A 19,633-nucleotide genomic window follows, 5' to 3' on the forward strand; every position below is an offset into this window, starting at 1 on the left:
CCACCTCATTTTAGGGGAAACACAGGGGGAGGTTCCCGCAGGGACGCCTCACCCCTGTGGTCGCCCTGTGTATCTCGATCTGCCAGCGATGGGGCTTTCAGCTCATTTCTGCGAGCACCATTCCAAAATCCGCTGTAATTCCACTGTAAATCCATCCACCCTCTTTCACGTTTTTTGCCGTTGGAATAGAGTCTCTGTGCTGCGGCAACATCCGCAGCCGGGCTTGGAACCCCGAATATCTCAAGACTGAAAAACACTTTGTTTTTTCAGGGGCTGCGTGCACACTCTTTACGGTGACGCAGGCAGGGCAACCGCAAGGTTGACCGGTCTTCTTGAGAGCCGGGGTTCCAATCCTGTCTGTGTCACCACCCGAATTTGGAACCTTGTGTAGTGGCGGACTTAATTATCTCAAGGAAAAAATGACCATGACGGACACTCACGCCACACCCGCTGACAGCACCATTACTATTTTCCGCGATCTGATAGCCAGCCTGCCTTTCGCGCAGTTGGATGACGTTCAGCTCTGCGACCTCGGCGCGATTGCTGCCGAATCGGTTGAAGGCCTGTGCCACGGCCTGCATTACCTCGGCGACACGCTGCAAAATGACGTTGAACTGCCGCAAGAGAGCCTCAGTCAACTCGGTGCGTGCCTCAACGCCACTGCGCACCTGATTCCGGCACTGCTGGAAATGTGCGAACAGGCGGAACGTCACATTCGAACAGCAACACCAGTGGGCGATTCGCTTCTTACTACGCAGTAAAAACAATACTTTATGCTAAATAAGGGGACAATCATTCTCTCCCCTTACCCTCTCTTTCTCAAGGAGAGGAAGTAAGCACGGCACTTACCATTAACTGAATAAAAAAAGTAACCCATGTCGGTGATGCTGGTCAGTTGAAAATAAAAAAAGCGCTAATGTCGTTCATACATTAGCGCTTTTCTGCCAGATAAAAACTATTTCAGATCGACCGTGAGTTCAGGTGCGCCAAAGCTCACTACCGTGGCTTTCGAAGCCGCAAAATATTGCCGCCAGAAGACTTCAAGCTGCTGCATGATCTTGCCGGATCGATAATTGTTTTTCGAATCCGTATCAATCAGCCCTGCGCCCGCGATATACACATTCGCTCCGCCAAAATCTGCCACCAGATTTTGTTTGCTGGCACGCGCCAGCTCTTTTTCCGGCTCAAGCAAACGAATACTGTTATTGCTGTAAAAGCTGCCAAATGCGCTGTTTTCCAGCATGTCGGACACCAACAGGACCGTTTTACTGCTTGCTGGCGTTTCTTTCAGATCGTCACCAATGCGCTTAAGACTATCCATGATTTCGCTTTTGGCGATGTTATCACCGCGCTCGGCGAAACTTTCCGCCATCTTCTTCCCAATGGTTTGTGCAAAGAACTGCGTTTGTTGCACCAAACACCCATCCAGTGCTTTCAGGCTATCCATACCCAGACTGTTGCGCACCTTCTGGTCGGTGAACGGCATTTCCAGCTTGCCGTCGAAAACGCGCTTCATGTAGTTATCCTGCAACAACGCCGAGAACTGATACATCACCACATGATCGCCAGGCTGTACGTAACGTACGACTTGATTCCAGATCGATTTTTTCAGGTCAACAGGCACCTTGACCGTCTGGTCGACAATCACCACCAGTTCCCGACCGCTGTCAGTTGGGCGATGTTGCTCCAGCTTGGCAAAACTGTAGCAACTAGGGATATCGTTACGTTCCGCGGCCTGCGACATACAGGCTACCCCCAGCAACAGCAGCGAGAGTATCGTCCTCATACGTTCTCCTTCGGACGCGCCTTATTCAGCAACGCCTGCACGCGCTGACGCTTCTGCAAGGACGCCAACGGCAGACCCAAATCGTCGGCAATTAACTGTAGCTCTTCCTCGCTAAACAACGTCAAATCACCCAGTTCATGAATGCGCTGCTTCTCGTCATCCGTCTCTGCCGTGCTGGCTGGCGCAGCCACAGGCTGAGCTACCGAGACAACGTCAACGACAGGAGGCGTCTGTACAGGTGCTACTTGGCTAACGGCCTCAACCGGCACGGGCTCAATTGGCTGAACGACAGGTTGAGCAATGGATGCCTTCGGCTGTACGGGTTCACTTGTCGCCTGTAAATGTGCATTCAACTCTGCGTTAGAGCGCGCTTTATCACGCAGCTTTCCGCTGATGTAATCATCAAACGTCGGCAACGTAGTAAGCGGTTCACTCTGGCCATTGGTGCGCTTCATCATCAGGCGATTTTGCAACGCAGTCAGCTTTTCTTGCCCATCGCGCTCCACACGTTCACGCCGCATTGCGTGCCATGATGCAAATTCTTCAGAGCCGCTAAAATTGCCGATATATTTCGCCGCGGCTTTGGATTCAATCCCAGCAAACGAACGATAAATACCAATCAAAATACCAATCAGCTGCACACCAACAAAAATGACGGACAGAATAATGAACGTCAATTTGGAGGCGAATACACGGTTGTCCGTGATTTCTTGTGACGCTTGCGTATCCGCTCTGGCATTATCCGCCGCCGCACCAGTTGGGAGGTCAAACGGGGAAGCATCACTCGCTTGAACGACTTGTGAGAACGGCGAACCATTCACCGCCTGAGTATCCATCGCATTGATGGTCGCCGCACGTACCAGATAGGCACCAACAGAGAAGAAAATAACCAGCGCCAATGCAACTGCCGTTGCCCAGTACTGCGGCTTAACGTGAACATTGTGCGTTACGCGGTTCAACATCTGGATGTAGTTCGGATCGTTGTCATCCAGACGGGTATTTTCCAGCGAGATTTCGTGGTTCTTGCTCAACCCTTTCGCAGAGCCGCTATGACGCGCTTCTGAATACCAGTAACGGATCTTTTTCAGCAGCGTGTTTTTATGCAGTTCGGATCCCATCAGGTGGGTAGCTGGCACCAGCACCACACCAATCAGAACGGAGATGACAATCGCCGAGAACTCTGCCTGATTGGCAGAAATGTTACTCGCGATAAACGGCGAGAGTACCAAAGCGAAAATAAAGGCTTCGAGCAGAACTAACACCACACTGCAACCCCACAAGATGACGCCTGTCGGTTTGCGACCTCGTTCATCCACCTTATTCAGGTAGTTGACACAACGCAGGTAAAAATCGGCATCCAGATTAGAGGTTTTATAATACTGCCAATATTTGGCGCAAATAGCCTCTTCCGCCGGATACCAAGCCAGTTTACCCGTGCCTTGACGACGCGGTTCATTCGCACGGGACAAACGGGACACGTGGCCAATCAGCGGCAAGCTGCTCATCAGGTTAAGGAAAAAGTAGCTGACCTGATCCCACCAGCGAATAAAGACCAGTACCAACGTCATTAGTGCCAATAATGGCCAGAAGATGTAGCGATAAAGCGAAATCGCCTCGGCGATGCTTTGAAATAATTCCATACTCAATACCTTTTAATTAACTACGCATTGGGGTGTAGCTCGCGATGTATTCTTTGTTGTGATTGCTGTAGAACAGTTGCCCTTGCTGCGCCTTACTGGCCTTTTTCGACACCAGTAAATCTACACAGGAAAGCGCCTGTTGTGTTTCATCTTGCAAATAAACCCGATACAGAATGCTGTCTTCGCCCTCCCACGCGTTCGCCATCGCATTTAATGGCGCATCAGCTTTACGGTTGCCTTTGGACTGGTAATCGCGTGTGACATACACCTTCGGATTTTCCACCACCGTGGCGTTATCACTCAGTACCTTAACGGGCGAGAGCGTAACCAGATGATTATTCACTAACCCCGCCCAGGCTCGACCATTCATGCCCGGCAGATATTCTCGGGTCTCGTGGGTTTCAACCGCTTTCCCGCTAGCCAGATTTTTGGCTTGTCCACTGACGCGCACATGATCTGCTACACAGCTTTTTAGCATGCTGCTGGCATTCGCTTCTGGAATCAGGCTAAACCCGCTGCTGCGTGGCTTGAGGCTCGCCGCCAGAACAGGCGTGGAGGAATTGACTGGCTGCCCGCCAAAATCAACAAAGCGCTGGCTGTTGGCTGGCTCGGCGGTTTTCTTCATGGCCGGCGCACCTGACGGCGATGGTGGGGCTGATGGCGTTACCTCCGCCGTCTGCGTTTCGACTTTACGAGTTGGTTCTGCTTTACGATTTGAAGATGATGTGGCTGGTTTCGGCTTACGGCTTGATGTAGAGGAAGCACTAGCGATCGACGTAGCCTGCTCAGCCGTGCCATAACGCAGATAAGCAAGATTACTGCCCTCCTGCTCAAGCCTCTGTTTTAACAGAATTTCATTTGCCAGGCCTACAATCTCGACCCGACGATTGGCAGTCCGCCCCGTTACCGTAGTGTTGTCGGCCACCGGACGCGCGGAACCCGCCCCCTGGAAGTAAAGTTTCTGCGCACTCAGGCCAGCTTGTTCAAGCACTCGGCCGACATTCTGCGCACGCTGTTCTGAAAGACGCTGGTTCCATTCTGCACTCCCAGTGGCATCCGTATGCCCTACAACCAGAATGACACCGCTTTGGTCTCCCTCTTTCATCGCTGTAGCAATCTTTTTGACCTGTCGCAATCCGTCCGTAGAAAGCTGAGCACTATTGGTATCGAACATACCACTATCCTGGACCTGAGCCACTAGCCCTACGGTTGCCGTACCGCTTTTTTCCTGAGATTGCAGAGAACGCGTTGTCATCGCGATATTCTCTTCCTGAGCAATTTTTGCCAGCGCTTCCTCACGGTTCTGCCAAACGTTCCCTAATGCACAACCAGCAGCACCTCCTAACAGCCCTCCCGCCACGGCTTTCTTGGCATCACCAGTCACCAGATAGGTAATGCCGCCGCCTAACGCAGCGCCACCAATACAGCCAATCGCCGTACCATAGCTGCGGCCAGCATCATGCAAGGTCGCACAGCTCGTTGTCAGAGTTACAATGGCTGTAAGCAGGCTAATTCTTCTGACTTGATAATGCTTCACTCCATACCCCTCATCCTTAACCATCCCGAAACGCGAAAAATCCCAGCAAGCGAAATTTTTATCCCTTAATTAACAAATTCTTATGTCATTTTCTGAGAAAACCCGCCAAGCGCAGTGAAATATCCCACCGTAGCGTTTTCTCAATAATCAGAACGATTAATTAATTCGTCATTATTTTTTCCACACCTAACCGCCACCCAATATGAACAAAGCAGGCAAGGTACGAAATCAGTTTTTATATTTATCTTATTGAATCAGCGTGAAAAATTAAGAAACTCACGCCTATGGATGTAAATCCGAGAGAGAGTATTTCGTATCGTAACAAAGGTGTCAACAAACGGTTAAAGGGGGTGCATCCCAACTTAGCTCATTGAAATACAGATGCATTTTTTGTCATCTTAAAAAAACCATGCTTTTGTTGCCCATCACATTTCACTTACTCATTTTTTCTCAATAACAGTATCTATCCACTAAAAATACGACCCCATTTTTGTTGGGATCCCCTGCACTTCTCTATGCAATTTCATGCAGTAAAATCCCTATCAGCCATATCTTCAGATCCGCTAAAGCTAGAAATAAGAAAAAATTAATCAGTGACGCGACCTGTATTTTTTCTGAAGTTAGCCGACTATTCTGACATCAGTTAGCGAGGTCGTAGTCAGCGAGATGAGATAGACTAACGCTTCATATTTCGACGACATTCACCTTGCAGCGTAGGCAAACTCATATGGTTAAACGCACAGTGTCCGCCAATAAATCGATCGATATGTACGCCGTCTATGTTTTTGTGACGATGGCGGAAGCAGGAAGCATGACGGCAGCCGCCGCGCGGTTAGGCCTGACGCCCTCTGCCATTTCGCAAACGATCCGGTTATTGGAAGAAGATTTCGGCGTCAAATTGGTTAACCGAGCTCGTCGCCCCTTTGTTCTGACGCCCTACGGCATTGCGTTGAAAAACCGCGGAGAGATCCTGACGGAGGAGATTGCTAATCTGAAGGCACAGGTGCTGGAGGCGGGGAAAGGGATCAAACCCGATTTGCGTATCGGCCTGGTAGATTCGTTTGCCATCACCTGCGGTTCGGTGTTTACCAAGAGTTTGATGAAGAGTTCATCGCAATTGCTGATTCGTACCGGGCTCAGCCCGCAACAGGGTGAAGCGCTAATGCGCCGCGAGCTGGATCTGATCGTCACCAGCGACCCGTTGATCGACAGCGATAGCGTGGTGCGTCATCAGCTGTTTTCCGAAGGCTATTTCATTATCACGCCACCGGATTACCGCAAACGCATCAAAACGGTTGAGGACATACGCGAGCTTTCCTCAGCGCTGCCGCTGGTGCGCTTTAACCGGAACTCGCAGATTGGGATGCAGATTGAGCGCTACCTGCGCCGCATCGATGTCCGCGTGCCGAACATGCTCGAATTTGATAATGCGGATACCTTAACGTCGATGGTAGCGGCAGGTATCGGTTGGGCGGTAACCACCCCGCTCAGTTTCCTGCAATCCGTTGCACATTCCCGCGAGGTGCTGACGCATATGCCGGAACCAGTGAATATCAAGCGCTCGCTTTATATTGTCGGGCACCGTGATGAATACAGCGCCTTCTTTGAAGAAGCGTGCGATGTCACACATGACATTATTAAAACCGTATTTATTCCGAAATTGAAAACGCTGAACCGTGGAATAGAAAAGCTGGTTGAGATCAACCCAGATAATACGGAATAGCCATTAGGGATATACCCTAAATAATTCGAGTTGCAGGACAAAACGTTAGCGTTTTGAACAACGCAAAGCGTTGACCCCGAAGGGGTGAGGCCACAAGGCCGAATAACGCGGCAAGAGAGAGAATCCCGATGAGCTTACTCAGGTAAGTGATTCGGGTGACTGACAAACCTGCCATAGGCAGGTTTGAACGCTGCTTGCAGCGGCCCCAACGGGGCGAGGCACACGCAAGTGTGCCGAGTAGCGTAGCCAACGCACATGTAGCTTGAAGTATGACGGGTATAACTATTAACGATTGGGAGACAGAATAATGGAGGAATATATCCACCACTAGCCATTTAACAATGCTAATTCCATGTTCGTCTCCCCGAGAACGCTTTTTAGTCATGATTTTATAAAAATCGTGATGGGTTGGTGTTACCTGAAAATCAAAAAACAGGAAAAACAAACCCTAAAAAAATCATAGTCTTAATATTGAAAACGATGCTATGTACATCGAACAAGAAAAAAGGAAGAGGAACCATGTCTACGAATATCCGTATTGAAGAAGACCTGTTAGGTACCCGTGAAGTCCCTGCTGATGCCTATTATGGTATCCATACGCTGCGTGCAATTGAGAACTTTTATATCAGCACTAGCACCATCAGCGATATTCCAGAATTTGTCCGCGCCATGGTGATGGTAAAAAAAGCGGCCGCGCTGGCGAATAAAGAACTGCAAACCATCCCACGTAAAATTGCCGATACCATCCTGCAAGCCTGTGATGAAGTGCTGAATAACGGTAAATGTCTGGACCAATTCCCTGTCGATGTCTATCAGGGCGGTGCGGGTACGTCAGTCAACATGAACACCAACGAAGTGCTGGCGAATATCGGTTTAGAACTGATGGGTCACCAGAAAGGTGAATACCAGTATCTGAACCCGAACGACCACCTGAACAAATGCCAGTCCACCAACGATGCCTACCCGACTGGCTTCCGTATCGCGGTGTACACCTCCATCCTGAAACTGGTTGAAGCGATTACCCAGTTGAGCGATGGCTTTGAGCGCAAAGCGAAAGAGTTCGAAAACATCCTGAAAATGGGCCGTACCCAGTTGCAGGACGCCGTGCCGATGACCCTCGGTCAGGAATTCCACGCGTTCAACGTGCTGCTGAAAGAAGAAAACCGTAACCTGCTGCGCACCGCCGAGCTGCTGCTGGAAGTGAACCTTGGCGCCACCGCCATCGGTACGCGCCTGAACACGCCAGATGAGTACCAAAAGCTGGCCGTTCAACATCTGGCAAAAGTCAGCGGCCTGCCTTGCGTACCGGCTGAAGACCTGATCGAAGCCACCTCCGACTGCGGTGCTTACGTGATGATGCACAGCGCCCTGAAACGTGTAGCGGTAAAACTGTCGAAGATCTGTAACGACCTGCGCCTGCTGTCTTCTGGCCCGCGCACTGGCCTGAACGAAATCAACCTGCCGGAATTGCAGGCGGGCTCGTCCATCATGCCAGCCAAAGTTAACCCAGTCGTACCAGAAGTGGTCAATCAGGTGTGCTTCAAAGTCATCGGCAACGATACCTGCGTCACCATGGCGGCAGAAGCGGGTCAATTGCAGTTGAACGTGATGGAACCGGTTATCGGACAAGCGATGTTCGAATCCATCCAGATTCTGTCTAATGCCTGCTACAACTTGCTGGAAAAATGCGTCGACGGCATCACCGCCAACAAAGACGTGTGTGAAGCTTACGTCTTCAACTCTATCGGTATCGTGACCTACCTGAACCCGTTCATCGGCCACCACAACGGTGATATCGTTGGGAAAATCTGTGCCGAAACCGGTAAGAGCGTGCGTGAAGTCGTGCTGGAGCGCGGCCTGCTCACCGAAGAACAGCTGGACGACATTTTCTCCATCCAGAACCTGATGCACCCAGCCTATAAAGCCAAACGCTACACCGACGAAAACGAAGCCGTTTAACTCTCGTTTGCTGTCACGCTGGCCCGGGGACAACCTGGGCCTTTTCCGACTCATTATTTATTAGAAAATAATCATCGTTATTTACATCATAAAGTCCGGCACCACAGGTACTATTCCCCTTCCAATAATTTTTCCAATTTAACCCCTTATATTATTTGAATAATTGGGGATTTAGACCAACACTAAATCATCTCCGAAAATAATACGGAATACATCACCCCCAATACGCGGTTTGTTTACCTGACGTTAGACACATTTTTTACAGCCATTCTCACGATATGCAAACAGACAAGCCTTGTGCTTTTTGCCGCGGGCTTATTTTTATCAATTTGGCGGCATTTGGGTAAAAGGATGATTTCACTTGGCATGCCTCGATTAACATACGGCAATACTCGGCTTCTGGCTTATTTCCCCGTAGCACTGCTGCTGTTGCAGTGCTGGTCGTCCACGGCATTTGGGCAAACCATCTCGTTTAATCAGGCCTGGGTCCGCCTGCTGCAAAGCGATGACAGTATTGCCGCCGAACACGCTGGGGTCGATCGCGCGCAGTTCTTGCAGGAATCCGCCAAAGGTCTCTATTGGCCGCAGGTCAACGTGGGCGCAAGCTATACGCGCCTCGATAAGCCTGTCGAACTGGATGCGCGCGACTTAAACCCGCTGTCGAATCACCGAGACATCTTCGCCGCGCTAAATCAGCTGATTAATATTAGCGGCAATCCCTTCGTCACCCGCTTCACAGAACAAAATGTCGTTACCAGTTCCGTTCAGGTCGTCTGGCCGTTATTTACCGGAGGCCGGATTGATGCAGCACAGTCTATCCGTGCTGCGCAGGTCAATGAGGCTGAGCAGATGCTGATCGTCCGCACGCTGGCGCAGTTTGAGGCGCTGGCACAGACTTACTACGGCGTGGTGATGGCACATCAGGTGATGAAGACGCGTCAGGATATAGAGAAAGGTATGGCGCAGCACTATGACCACGCTCGCAAGCTGGAGGCGCAAGGCCAAATCGCCCGAGTCGAGGTGCTGTCCGCCCAATCTGCTTATGACATGGCGCGTATCGAAACACAAAAGGCGCGGCGCAGTATGGAGACGACCGAAATGGTCTTCGCAAAGCTGATCAAGACCGAAGGCGCAACGCCCTCTTCTTCGCTGTTCGTCAACAAGACGCTCCCCGAACTGCCTGCGTTGGTGAAAAAAACGCTCAACACGCATCCCGGCTTAAAGGTGCTTTCTGCCAAGCGCGATCAGGCTAAGGATCTTATCCGTATTGAACGCGCCAAATACGCCCCTGACGTGTTTCTTTTCGGCAACTATCAACTCTATGAACAGGATACGCTAGCGGCAAGAACCACGCCGGACTGGATGGTGGGCGTCGGCGTTTCTGTGCCGCTCATCAGCCGTGAAGGCCGTTCAGATAATATCGCCGCCGCAAAAAGCGCAGAAATGCAGGTTAACCATCTGGAAGCTGATATGCGGCAAAACCTTGAGATAGTGGTCGAGAGCACGTGGCGAGAAGCCCAACTGGCGCTGGAAGAGTTCAATTCCCTGTCTTCGACAGAAAAGCTGGCCGAGGAGAATGTCCAGCTACGCAACAAGGCGTTTATGCAAGGCATGTCTACCTCGCTGGACGTCGTGGATGCACTAAACCAGCTAGCCGGAGCCAAGACGCAACGCGCCTCCGCCGCCTATCGTTACGTGGTTTCCATCGCCAGATTGATGGCGATTTCCGGCCAGATAAACCGCTTCTCTGACTACCAGACTCAGTACGCCATACAGGTGACGCCATGACACAGCCCCCCGCTTCTTCGCGTTCGAAACGCAAATGGATCCTTCAGGCCGTCCTGTTGATTGTGATTGTCTGGATAGCCTATCGCTTCTGGCTCGCCTATCAGCCCGAACCGATACGGCTACAGGGACAAATCGAAGCGCAGCAGTATTCGGTGTCTTCCAAAGTGCCGGGCCGTATTGCTGATGTACGGGTAGAAAAAGGCCAGCAGCTCGACGTTGGCGATCTCGTCTTTACGCTCCTGACACCGGAACTGGACGCGAAGCTGGAACAGGCGAAAGCGGGTGAAGCCGCAGCAGGCGCAGTGGCGCTGGAGGCCAAAAAAGGCGCGCGTGAGCAGCAAATCGCCGCGGCAAAAGATCAGTGGCAAAAAGCCAAAGCCGGTTCGGAGCTAAGCCATAAGACCTATCTGCGCGTGCAGAATCTCTATCAGGAAGGCGTGCTACCGCTGCAAAAACGGGATGAAGCCAAAGCCTCATGGGATGCCGCCCGCTATACCGAGGGGATGGCGTGGCAGGAATATCAAATGGCGCTGGAAGGCACACGCAAAGAAACACAGGCAGCGGCAGAGGAGAAAGTCCGCATGGCCGCCGGCTCCGTGGCAGAAGTGGAAGCCTATCTGGCAGAGGCGCGCGTCGTCAGCCCACACACCGGCGAAGTCAGCAATGTGCTGCTGCGCAACGGCGAAATTGCGCCACAGGGCTTTCCCGTGGTTACGCTGCTGGACATGAGCGACATCTGGATTCAGTTGGCGGTACGCGAAGATCTCCTTGAGCGCTTTACGATGGGTACCGAGTTTGAGGCGCGCATTCCAGCGCTGAACAACCAGACATTCCGGTTTAAGGTGTCTTACGTTTCCGTCATGGGGGATTTCGCCACGTGGCGCGCAACAGATACCCGACAAGGATTCGATATGCGGACATTCGAAGTGGAGGCGCGTCCGATTCAACCAATTAGCGGGCTGCGCGTTGGCATGAGCGCACTGGTAGAACTGTGATGATGCGCGAATGGAGGGCGCTGTGGCGTGACCGCTGGGGGATGGCTTTAGCGCTCTGGTTGCCGCTTATCACCATGCTGATTGCCTGGTGGACGCTATCCGGCGCGATTGTCCGTGAACTCCCCATCGGCCTGATCGATCTGGATAACAGCACGATGTCGCGCCAATTTGCCAGAGAGCTACATGCTTCCCCCTCTTTCAACCTGAATCATCAATTCTCGACAGTCGCGGAAGGCGCAACGTCATTGCGCGGCGGCGAGATCTACGCGCTGGTCGTGATCCCACGTCACTTTGAGCGTGATATCCGTCAGGGAACATCACCCACTATCACCGCCTGGAATAACGGGCAGTTTGTGCTGATTGCCAAAGTCATTAACAGCTCACTAACGTTGGTAGCGGGGACGTTCAACGGGCAGATCGCCGTGGTGCAGGCGCTGGCTCAGGGTGCAGCCGTTCCCGAAGCCAAAGGGCTGGCAGTGCCGATTGGTGGACAGATTACCGCGCTGTTTAATCAAAACTCCAACTACGCCCAGTTCTTGCTGAACGCGATTATCCCCTCGATCTGGTCGATTCTGCTTGCGCTATACGGCCTGAATACGCTGGCTCGAGAGGATCGACGCGGAACACGCTGGGAACCGGAGAACCGCGCCGCCATCGGATCTAAATTCCTGACGCACTGGCTGATCGGCTGGGCATGGGGTGGCGTCTGGAGCTATGCGCTGTATAGCCTGCTTAATTACCCGCTCAACGGTTCAGCGCTGCTGCTATTTGTCTCGATCGGCGTGACCGCTGGCGCCTGCGTCGCGCTGGGCATGGCCTTCTATGCGCTGATCCGCGATCCGGCACGCGCCGTTTCCATCGTCGGGGCGTTAATGGCCCCCGGACTGGCGTTCATGGGCATCACCTTTCCGGCCGCGGCAATGGAGACCTTCGCCATGTTCTGGCGACAGCTGCTGCCCGTCGCCCACTACGGTGATATCGCGATTGCCATCACCAGCTACGGTGCCAGACTCATTCAGATCGCACCTGCGCTGGCGGCGCTCGCCCTATTCTGGCTGCTGCTACCGCTCACGCTGTGGTGCTATCGGCCAGGTGACAAGGAGGCAGCATGCTGACCTTCGCTAAACTCATCCGGTTTGAGTTGCGCAGTTTACTACGCGATCCGACGATCTTACTCACCCTGTTCGGTGGGATTCTGCTCTATTCCTTTCTCTATCCGCGCCCTTACCTCGCCCAGACGCCACGTGAACTGCCGGTGGTGCTGGTTGATGAAGATGGCACCCAGCTCTCGCGTCGTCTGGCGTTTATGGCCGATTCCACACCGGAAGTACATCTGGTAGCACAGCGCAATACGCTGGATGAAGCAAAAACGCTGCTTCTGCATGGCGAGGCAAAAGGGATCCTCTATATTCCACGCCACTTCTACCGCGATATCATGCAAGGGAAAAGCGTCACGGTCAGCTACTCGGCAGATGCCAGCTACTTCCTGATCTACGGCGCGATCGCGCAGTCTCTGGCGACAGCCGGCAGCACCGCGGGTGCACAGGTTAAAATCGCACGGCTGCTTGCTCAGGGAAAAGGCATCCCCGCCGCCAGCTCACAGTGGCAGGCAGCCTCGCTGAATGCTGTGCCGGTATTTAATCCCACCATGGGCTATGTCGATTACGTGGTTCCCGGTGTTTTCATGCTGATACTGCACCAGATTTTGCTAATGGGATGCGGCCTGCTCGGGGCCGGACAAAATCAGCGCACGCGATCTGGCGAGGTTCGCTACTGGCAATACGCGACACCGTGGCGTTTGCTGCTGGCCCGCACGCTGGTCGTTGGCGGTGCCTACCTGCTCTCACTGCTCTACATGCTCGGTTTTTGTCTTGATGCCTACGGCATTGCACGCGAAGCCAGCATGAGCCAACTACTGCTGTTTGCGCTGCCCTTTCTGCTCTCAACGCTGTGGCTCGGCGTAGTACTAGGAGCGGCTTTTACACGTAAAGATCTTCCCAGTCAGGCAGTGCTGCTGTCTTCTATCCCTATCGTCTTTCTTTCTGGCTTTATCTGGCCCGTGGAGATGATCCCCGCGCCTCTGAACTGGCTTGCACAGTGGGTGCCCGCCGTCTTCACGATTCAGGGAATATTGCGTCTTAATCAGATGGGCGCTGACTTTGCACAAATTGGTGCATTTTGGTGGCATTTGTGGATGTTGGCCGCGTTGTACGGCCTGCTGGCGTGGGGAATGTTAGCGTATCGGCAGCGGCAATACCGCCGAGAAAATCAGGCCGCGCGTCGATGTCTGGCACATTATTGAACATTAAAAATGAATGCCCCGACAGGTACGCCGGGGCAAGAGGTTTACGGTTTTGCCGACCACACAAAAGGGGCCGAATTACGTAGTGAAACGTTAACCGTTTCACTGTGGTTCATGCCTTTATATTCATGCACCTCTGCTGACGTCCCTGCGCTAATGACATCTTCCGCAAAGTGACGCTGCATCTTTGTAGGTACGTTAATGTCACTGGTCCCAATCCCGATGAAGACAGGTTGATTAATCTTGAGTGTGTTATAGCGCAAACTCGCGGTTTGACTATCCAGCAATTCCTGGATCGCAGGCTTCAGGCTATTCTTCGCATTCAGCCCCTCGGCCATCACTTTTTGCGTCAGCTCGCCGATACACATTTTACGCGCGTCAGCGACAACCGCAGCGGCTTTCGGTGTGAAATAATCATCAACCTTAAGCTCTTTATTCATATCGGCCGCCGAGAGATAGATATACATCACATAAGGGATTTTCGGATCGCCGCCCTCTCCACTTTCCCCAGCAAAAAGATCTGCCGCAGAGGTTTTGTCGTCAAAATAGGGCGTTCCGGTCAATACCGTCGATATGATACGCAGGTTCGGTGCATAATCCGGTTGGTAGCCCGCTGTCGCAAAGGCCGCATGCGCCCCCTGTGACTGGCCGACAAGCGTTAACTGATTACGCAACGGGAATGTACTCAGCGATGCTGTTACGCTATCCAACACACTCCATGCCTCGCCTCGTGAATTGAGATAGTGATGCAGCCCATCAGATCCAAGCCCCGCGTAGTCCGGTGCAACAATGGCAAACCCCAACGACAACCAGGTATTTAAATACTGCGCATCCCGCGCTGAACGTGGATTGAGAGACGGTGCGCAGGCCGCCGCCACACCGATCGTTCCATGCGTCCATACTACGACTGGCCAGCCACCTTCTGGCGTCTCACCTTTAGGGATGAAAACGGCACCGGTGTCGTCCCGTGGACTTTTGCCATCCACACCACTTCGAGAGTGATACTGGATCCGATACTGATCGGCGGCCTCCATTAAGCCATACTCTTCACCCAACTGTACTTTTTTTACTAGCGTGCCTGGCGCCTTCGTATCTGCGAAAGAAAACGGTGCCACCACACAGGCTGATATAATGAGACTTAACGCTAAGGGATAGGGCTTTATTTTAGGCAAATGAAACATGACATCTCTCCAGAGTTATTTAGTATAAGTATCACTCTAAAAGATAGTCCAATTATGGATTTCTGGACGTGATGGGTTTATTTTTTTATCAATAAATTCAATAGCTAACTGATTATTAGGCAAGACAAGTTAACACCATTCCGATCTTTACATTGGCGCGGCTGACATCAGGCTGATAGTCGAATGTTAACAGGACGAATCTATACGCTTTTGATGCAGCGAACCATTCGAATGATAGTGTGCGGCTCCCGAGGCACGTCATGCCATACGTGCCAGGAAGCCGCTAAAGAGAAAGGAGTTTATTCGTCGAAGAACCAGTAACCCTGATTAACCAGCGCGGTTAATTCGGTCACAAAGGCCGGATTCTTCAGCGCCTCGCCCAGCTCTTGTTTACCGAGAACGGTGTAGCGACACAATGCATCAGCCGTTTTCGGATCGACCGTGTCCAGCCGTTCGCTATTGATGAAGTAGCTACCGCCTACTTCCAGAACGCGCAGCCCGCTCAAACGTGTCAACACGCTACCGTCCATCAGCGCGCCCACAATCTCATCCTGCTCGTAAGGCGGTTCCGCCGGAGCGATATCCAGCTCGTGGCGCGGCGTCGTCACAAAACGACCGAACCACGCTTTCAGTGCTTCCGGCTGATTAATTACGTCGATCATCATCTCGCGCAGACGGTCAAACTCATACGCTTCAACCCGGCCAGGATGCTCCCGACAGGTCAAATCAGGATCGCTATAGTGCTCACCGCCGAGGTCGTTCTCCAGCACGTAGTCAGCGAAGCTGCTGATTAAGTCTCTGCCGTTCGGCCCACGGAACCCTACCGAGTAGTTGAGCGCGGTTTCATGAGTGAAACCATCGTGCGGGAAGCCTGGCGGAATATAGAGAATGTCGCCCGGCTCAAGATCTTCATCAATAATCGGTGGGAAGGGATCGACATGCAGCAGTGCTGGATGCGGGCAGAACTGACGCATCGGCAGCTTGTCACCTACACGCCAACGACGGCTGCCCATCCCTTGAATGATGAAGACATCATACTGATCGATATGCGGACCCACGCCGCCGCCCGGTACGGAAAAGGAGATCATCAGGTCGTCCAGACGCCAGTCTGGCAACACGCGGAACGGACTCACGAGTTCAGCAGACGGCGCATGCCAGTGGTTCACCGCCTGAGCCAGCAGCGACCAACCGGTTTCACCCAAATTATCAAAATGCTCAAACGGCCCGTTGCTGGCCTGCCACTGACCATTTTTATGGCTGACCAAACGACTATCGACTTCCGGTTCCATCGCCAGACCCGCCAGCTCATCCGGCGTAATTGGATCGACAAAATTCGGGAAAGCGTTCTTCAATACAACAGGTTGTTTTTGCCAGTATTTTTCTAAGAATTCGGGCCAGTTAAGATTAAGTTGATAAACCATACGTTCACACCAGTGAGAAGACAAACGGGTGTGATTATAAAGAAGATGGCACCAGAGCTACCTTGTCATGGGTCAATAGGCGGGTGTTTAATAAGGTAAAAATGAAGACAGCCATAGCAGAGAAATGTCCCTACTATTTCTAAAAACGAGCTTCAACGACATTAATAATGTACCACTACTTGAGAAGTAGCTCGCTCACTTAAACGATATACATTAACCGAAAAACATCATACCAATTTAATATTTTCTTTATTTAATAAAATTTAGAATTTTTTATTCAGCATACACAGATACCTAAAATGCATCTTCTCTCTGTCAACATTCCTAACCAAAACACTATCAATTCCCAAGCAACTAAGCTCTCTGCTGTGATTTTTACGCGTTGTTATAACCGCGGCCCACTATTCAAGGAATATATTTTCTTAAGTTGACATCACCGATTATTAGGCCAGAACAGTCATTAGGCATCACCAAGCTATGCCCCTCCTTCTCTCTTACCTTTTCCGTCAAAAAATGATCGAATATCTGCCACATTCAAGAACTGCGAATTTGTATCTACATTTTTAATTAATTTTGATAGCTGATTAATATTTTTCATATCAACAACGCCAAACCCAGCTAATTGAAATATAAAAACCGCATTTGTGTCTGCATTGGAAAAAGCCATCTCCTTCAACTTAGATTTATCTTTTAAGATGATTTTAAAAAACTCAAAGTGTGCATCATTCGGATTTAATTTCTCTTTAATAATTTCAAGATCTTTATATAAACTCTTCCCAAAATAATATTCCTTACGATTAATAAAATTATCCCTAGCACTTATGGATAAATCTATAACTTTCTTATTCAATGCATCAACAGTATTAAATTCATGTAATTTTTCATTATTCCTGGTTACAGTCAACTCTGGTGTACGATGGTAAAAATAATCCTTCGCACCTATAGAATGTAAAATTTCATGAAGAAATACATGCGTAATTGTTGCACTATCAACTTTAAAAATAGAATTATAAATAGTTATCTTTTTAGTTAAACCAGAATAAGAAGCCAGACTCTTATCCGGATCAATATCTCTGGGGAATATAAATTTCTCATCCATTTTAGAACGAAAAAAGTCAACAGCCGCATTAAAATTAACAATACCTTCAGCTAGTACCTTAGCGTCAGATTCATCAACATCCAGTCCTATTTTATTTTTATAAAAATCAGCAAGTTCAAGATACGACAACTTCTTCATATTAATCACTGCCATATTACATATTTTTTTCGAATTATTTAATGTCTCTTTTATAATCCCATAACAAATAGGATTAATTTCCCGTAAATAAGATATAGGTGCTACCCAGCTATATATATTATTCTCTGAGGAAAAATGGTTCCTTACCTTAAATATTCCGTCATCCTTAGTTTTCGGTAGTAACGGAGGAATGTATTGTTCATTTTTCAAACAAAAACATAACAATTCTTTCAGGATTTTACAATCCCCATTCTTAGTATTTTTGGCAATCTTGGCTAAGCACATACCATTACTGTTTGTCACAGACTTCAGTTGAGCGATCGGGAAGGATGCTTTCTCGTCAATGCAGGGGTAAACTCGAGTTTCAATGGAGCGGATGAAATGCGGTTTAGAATTAGGTTCCAAACTTATTTTATTCATAATACAGCTTCCTATGCTTAACGATGCCAAGAAATTAGTAATATTTGATGTTATTCAGCTACAAAGCACAAAAGATATCAAAAAACGGACTTAATTCTACTTTACAGTACGATAGTGCCGTTCCTCATCGAAAAAAACGAGCATTTAGTCCCAACATGTCATGAAACTAATTCCACCAAAACGTAAAACGGCTGCACGAACCAAATTACTTTACGCTTACCATCAAAGACATCTACCACGAATCGGGAATATCCGAAGCCTAGTACTACAACTGGAAAGCGAAGTTTGGCGGTATGGATGCTTCCATGATGGCTCGTCTCAAAGAACTGGAAGAGGAAAATCGCCGCCTCAAAAAGATGCATGCCGAAGAACGCCTCAAAGCCGAGATTATTCAGGAGATCATGGCAAAAAAGTGGTGAAGCCATCGCGCCGAAAGCAGATGACGCAGGAAGCCGTAAAGACGCAAAACATCAGTAGAGGCAGCACACATCAAATGGAAACAATACAGTGGCCCTTGCACCGTGGCCAACGGGCTTGCCTTATGCTCGATGCATCATTCTGCGTTTGATATTGGAGTTATCGGTATTGATGAGGGGATGAAATTGATGGTTTCCGAAGGTGTGAACGGCTGTAGGATCGTCGAAAGGCTATTCTGGGATTTCGAGGGAAAACCGCTGTTTCTGCCTAAAAAGCGGGAGTATTACCCACTTGAACAGTTTGTGGAATGGCATCGGGGGCAGTTTTTTAGAATATAGATACCCATTTAGAACCTGTTCTGTGGGTTTTTCTTATTTTTATCAGGCTTACTATTGACCTATATTTATTGGCGCATTGAGCCATTGTAAAAAGGCGTTGTATCTGAATGAGTGATAATAGATTAGCTCAGAATAGTTTATCCATATCGCTTGCTAGTGTTATCGTAGCTTTATGTGCGCTAGGATTTTCTGTTTATCAAGGCTATTTACAGAAGAAAAATTATGAAATTTCCGTTCAACCTTACATAACACTTGTACCAACGATTGATGGGAGTAAAAATGAATATGGGTATTGTATTTACAATGCGGGACTTGGAAATTTATATATCGATAAGATCCAGTATTTTATTAATGGCCATGAAATAAAAGGTGATAACATCGGATCATTGAGACAAGTCGTTCATCATTTTGGATTGAACGATGAATGCTTTGCTTATGGCGACCCACGAAAAGGAGACTCAGTTGCATTAGATAAGATGAATGTATTACTTTCTATCAGCTCCGGTGCGTCTTCGATAAATTAATGCAAATAATACGATTGATAACTTTCACAAAAACCTTAGTGAATCACAACCCAGATTTACAGTTAAAATATGGTATAAGTCCATCTATAACATTAGCTATTTATATGACTCCAGTAAAAACTGTCAAGAACTACGTTGATATAGGAAAAGGCCCTCGTAGAATCAACAGTAAAATAAAAAAACCAAATATTTAAAAATGTAATTGCCCCCCCCTATACCACACAGCTAAAGAATCCATGAAAAATAAAATACATCAATACGTCAAACCTAAATATTGATATTTTATGGGGGTATCTATATTAATAATACGGATAAAAAATTTGGCAATTTAACTTCACCACTTATTATTAAAATAAAAATCATGT

14 protein-coding genes and 2 pseudogenes are annotated in these 19,633 nt (G+C 49.5%); 10 read left to right on the top strand and 6 right to left on the bottom strand.

The genetic code is table 11. The features are described 5' to 3' along the window. Positions 1-425: 425 nt before the first annotated feature. Entirely contained in the window at positions 426-761 is a 336-nt protein-coding gene (locus K7X24_RS17845) for a hypothetical protein (RefSeq protein WP_224556409.1), read from the top strand. A gap of 194 nt (positions 762-955) precedes the next feature. Here K7X24_RS17845 and K7X24_RS17850 read toward each other — a convergent pair whose 3' ends face one another. From K7X24_RS17850 to K7X24_RS17860, 3 genes are read right to left on the bottom strand one after another with little or no spacing between them, the layout of a single operon-like run. After that, positions 956-1,786 carry a hypothetical protein gene (locus tag K7X24_RS17850; RefSeq protein WP_224556412.1) on the bottom strand — a complete coding sequence of 277 codons (831 nt, stop codon included), beginning with the start codon at positions 1,784-1,786 and terminating at the stop codon, positions 956-958. Continuing rightward, positions 1,783-3,426 carry a hypothetical protein gene (locus K7X24_RS17855; protein WP_224556415.1) on the bottom strand — a complete coding sequence of 548 codons (1,644 nt, stop codon included), beginning with the start codon at positions 3,424-3,426 and terminating at the stop codon, positions 1,783-1,785. The genes K7X24_RS17850 and K7X24_RS17855 overlap by 4 nt, the downstream gene beginning before the upstream one ends. Before the next feature lie 16 nt (positions 3,427-3,442). Further along, positions 3,443-4,963, bottom strand: coding sequence for an OmpA family protein (locus K7X24_RS17860; protein ID WP_224556418.1), 1,521 nt, complete (start codon positions 4,961-4,963; stop codon positions 3,443-3,445). A gap of 727 nt (positions 4,964-5,690) precedes the next feature. On the opposite strand from K7X24_RS17860, the gene K7X24_RS17865 reads away from it, so the two are divergent. From K7X24_RS17865 to K7X24_RS17890, 6 genes are all read left to right on the top strand, one after another. Further along, on the top strand, positions 5,691-6,686 hold the full coding sequence (locus tag K7X24_RS17865; protein ID WP_039491652.1) for a LysR family transcriptional regulator: 996 nt from the start codon (positions 5,691-5,693) through the stop codon (positions 6,684-6,686). A gap of 519 nt (positions 6,687-7,205) precedes the next feature. Then, positions 7,206-8,645 (top strand): aspartate ammonia-lyase, encoded by a 1,440-nt coding sequence (gene aspA / locus K7X24_RS17870; RefSeq protein WP_039491656.1) that lies wholly within the window; start codon positions 7,206-7,208, stop codon positions 8,643-8,645. Between the two features lie 366 nt (positions 8,646-9,011). Beyond that, positions 9,012-10,433 (top strand): TolC family protein, encoded by a 1,422-nt coding sequence (locus K7X24_RS17875; protein WP_039491657.1) that lies wholly within the window; start codon positions 9,012-9,014, stop codon positions 10,431-10,433. Then, positions 10,430-11,428 (top strand): HlyD family secretion protein, encoded by a 999-nt coding sequence (locus tag K7X24_RS17880; RefSeq protein WP_103160160.1) that lies wholly within the window; start codon positions 10,430-10,432, stop codon positions 11,426-11,428. Before K7X24_RS17875 ends, K7X24_RS17880 begins: the two co-directional genes overlap by 4 nt. After that, entirely contained in the window at positions 11,428-12,543 is a 1,116-nt protein-coding gene (locus K7X24_RS17885; RefSeq protein WP_224556421.1) for an ABC transporter permease, read from the top strand. The genes K7X24_RS17880 and K7X24_RS17885 overlap by 1 nt, the downstream gene beginning before the upstream one ends. After that, complete coding sequence (locus tag K7X24_RS17890) at positions 12,537-13,730, top strand: ABC transporter permease (protein WP_103161876.1); 1,194 nt, start codon at positions 12,537-12,539, stop codon at positions 13,728-13,730. The genes K7X24_RS17885 and K7X24_RS17890 overlap by 7 nt, the downstream gene beginning before the upstream one ends. Before the next feature lie 44 nt (positions 13,731-13,774). Here K7X24_RS17890 and K7X24_RS17895 read toward each other — a convergent pair whose 3' ends face one another. From K7X24_RS17895 to K7X24_RS17905, 3 genes are all read right to left on the bottom strand, one after another. Then, positions 13,775-14,911, bottom strand: a complete 1,137-nt coding sequence (locus tag K7X24_RS17895; RefSeq protein WP_224556423.1) for a lipase family protein — start codon at positions 14,909-14,911, stop codon at positions 13,775-13,777. Between the two features lie 299 nt (positions 14,912-15,210). Further along, positions 15,211-16,332, bottom strand: coding sequence for a cupin domain-containing protein (locus K7X24_RS17900; protein WP_224556425.1), 1,122 nt, complete (start codon positions 16,330-16,332; stop codon positions 15,211-15,213). A 475-nt stretch (positions 16,333-16,807) separates the two neighbouring features. Next, complete coding sequence (locus K7X24_RS17905; protein ID WP_224556427.1) at positions 16,808-17,989, bottom strand: hypothetical protein; 1,182 nt, start codon at positions 17,987-17,989, stop codon at positions 16,808-16,810. 263 nt (positions 17,990-18,252) lie between these two features. Between K7X24_RS17905 and K7X24_RS17910 the strand changes: the two are divergent. The 3 genes and pseudogenes from K7X24_RS17910 to K7X24_RS17920 all read left to right on the top strand — a co-directional run. Further along, positions 18,253-18,464 (top strand): annotated as a pseudogene (locus tag K7X24_RS17910) (transposase); the annotation flags it as partial. Then, a pseudogene (locus K7X24_RS17915) lies at positions 18,463-18,744 on the top strand (HNH endonuclease); the annotation flags it as partial. The pseudogenes K7X24_RS17910 and K7X24_RS17915, both read left to right, overlap by 2 nt. A gap of 107 nt (positions 18,745-18,851) precedes the next feature. Beyond that, on the top strand, positions 18,852-19,268 hold the full coding sequence (locus tag K7X24_RS17920) for a hypothetical protein (protein WP_224556428.1): 417 nt from the start codon (positions 18,852-18,854) through the stop codon (positions 19,266-19,268). The last annotated feature ends 365 nt before the right edge of the window (positions 19,269-19,633 follow it).

The sequence above is a fragment of the Pectobacterium versatile genome (genome assembly GCF_020166435.1).
Lineage (GTDB): Bacteria > Pseudomonadota > Gammaproteobacteria > Enterobacterales > Enterobacteriaceae > Pectobacterium > Pectobacterium versatile.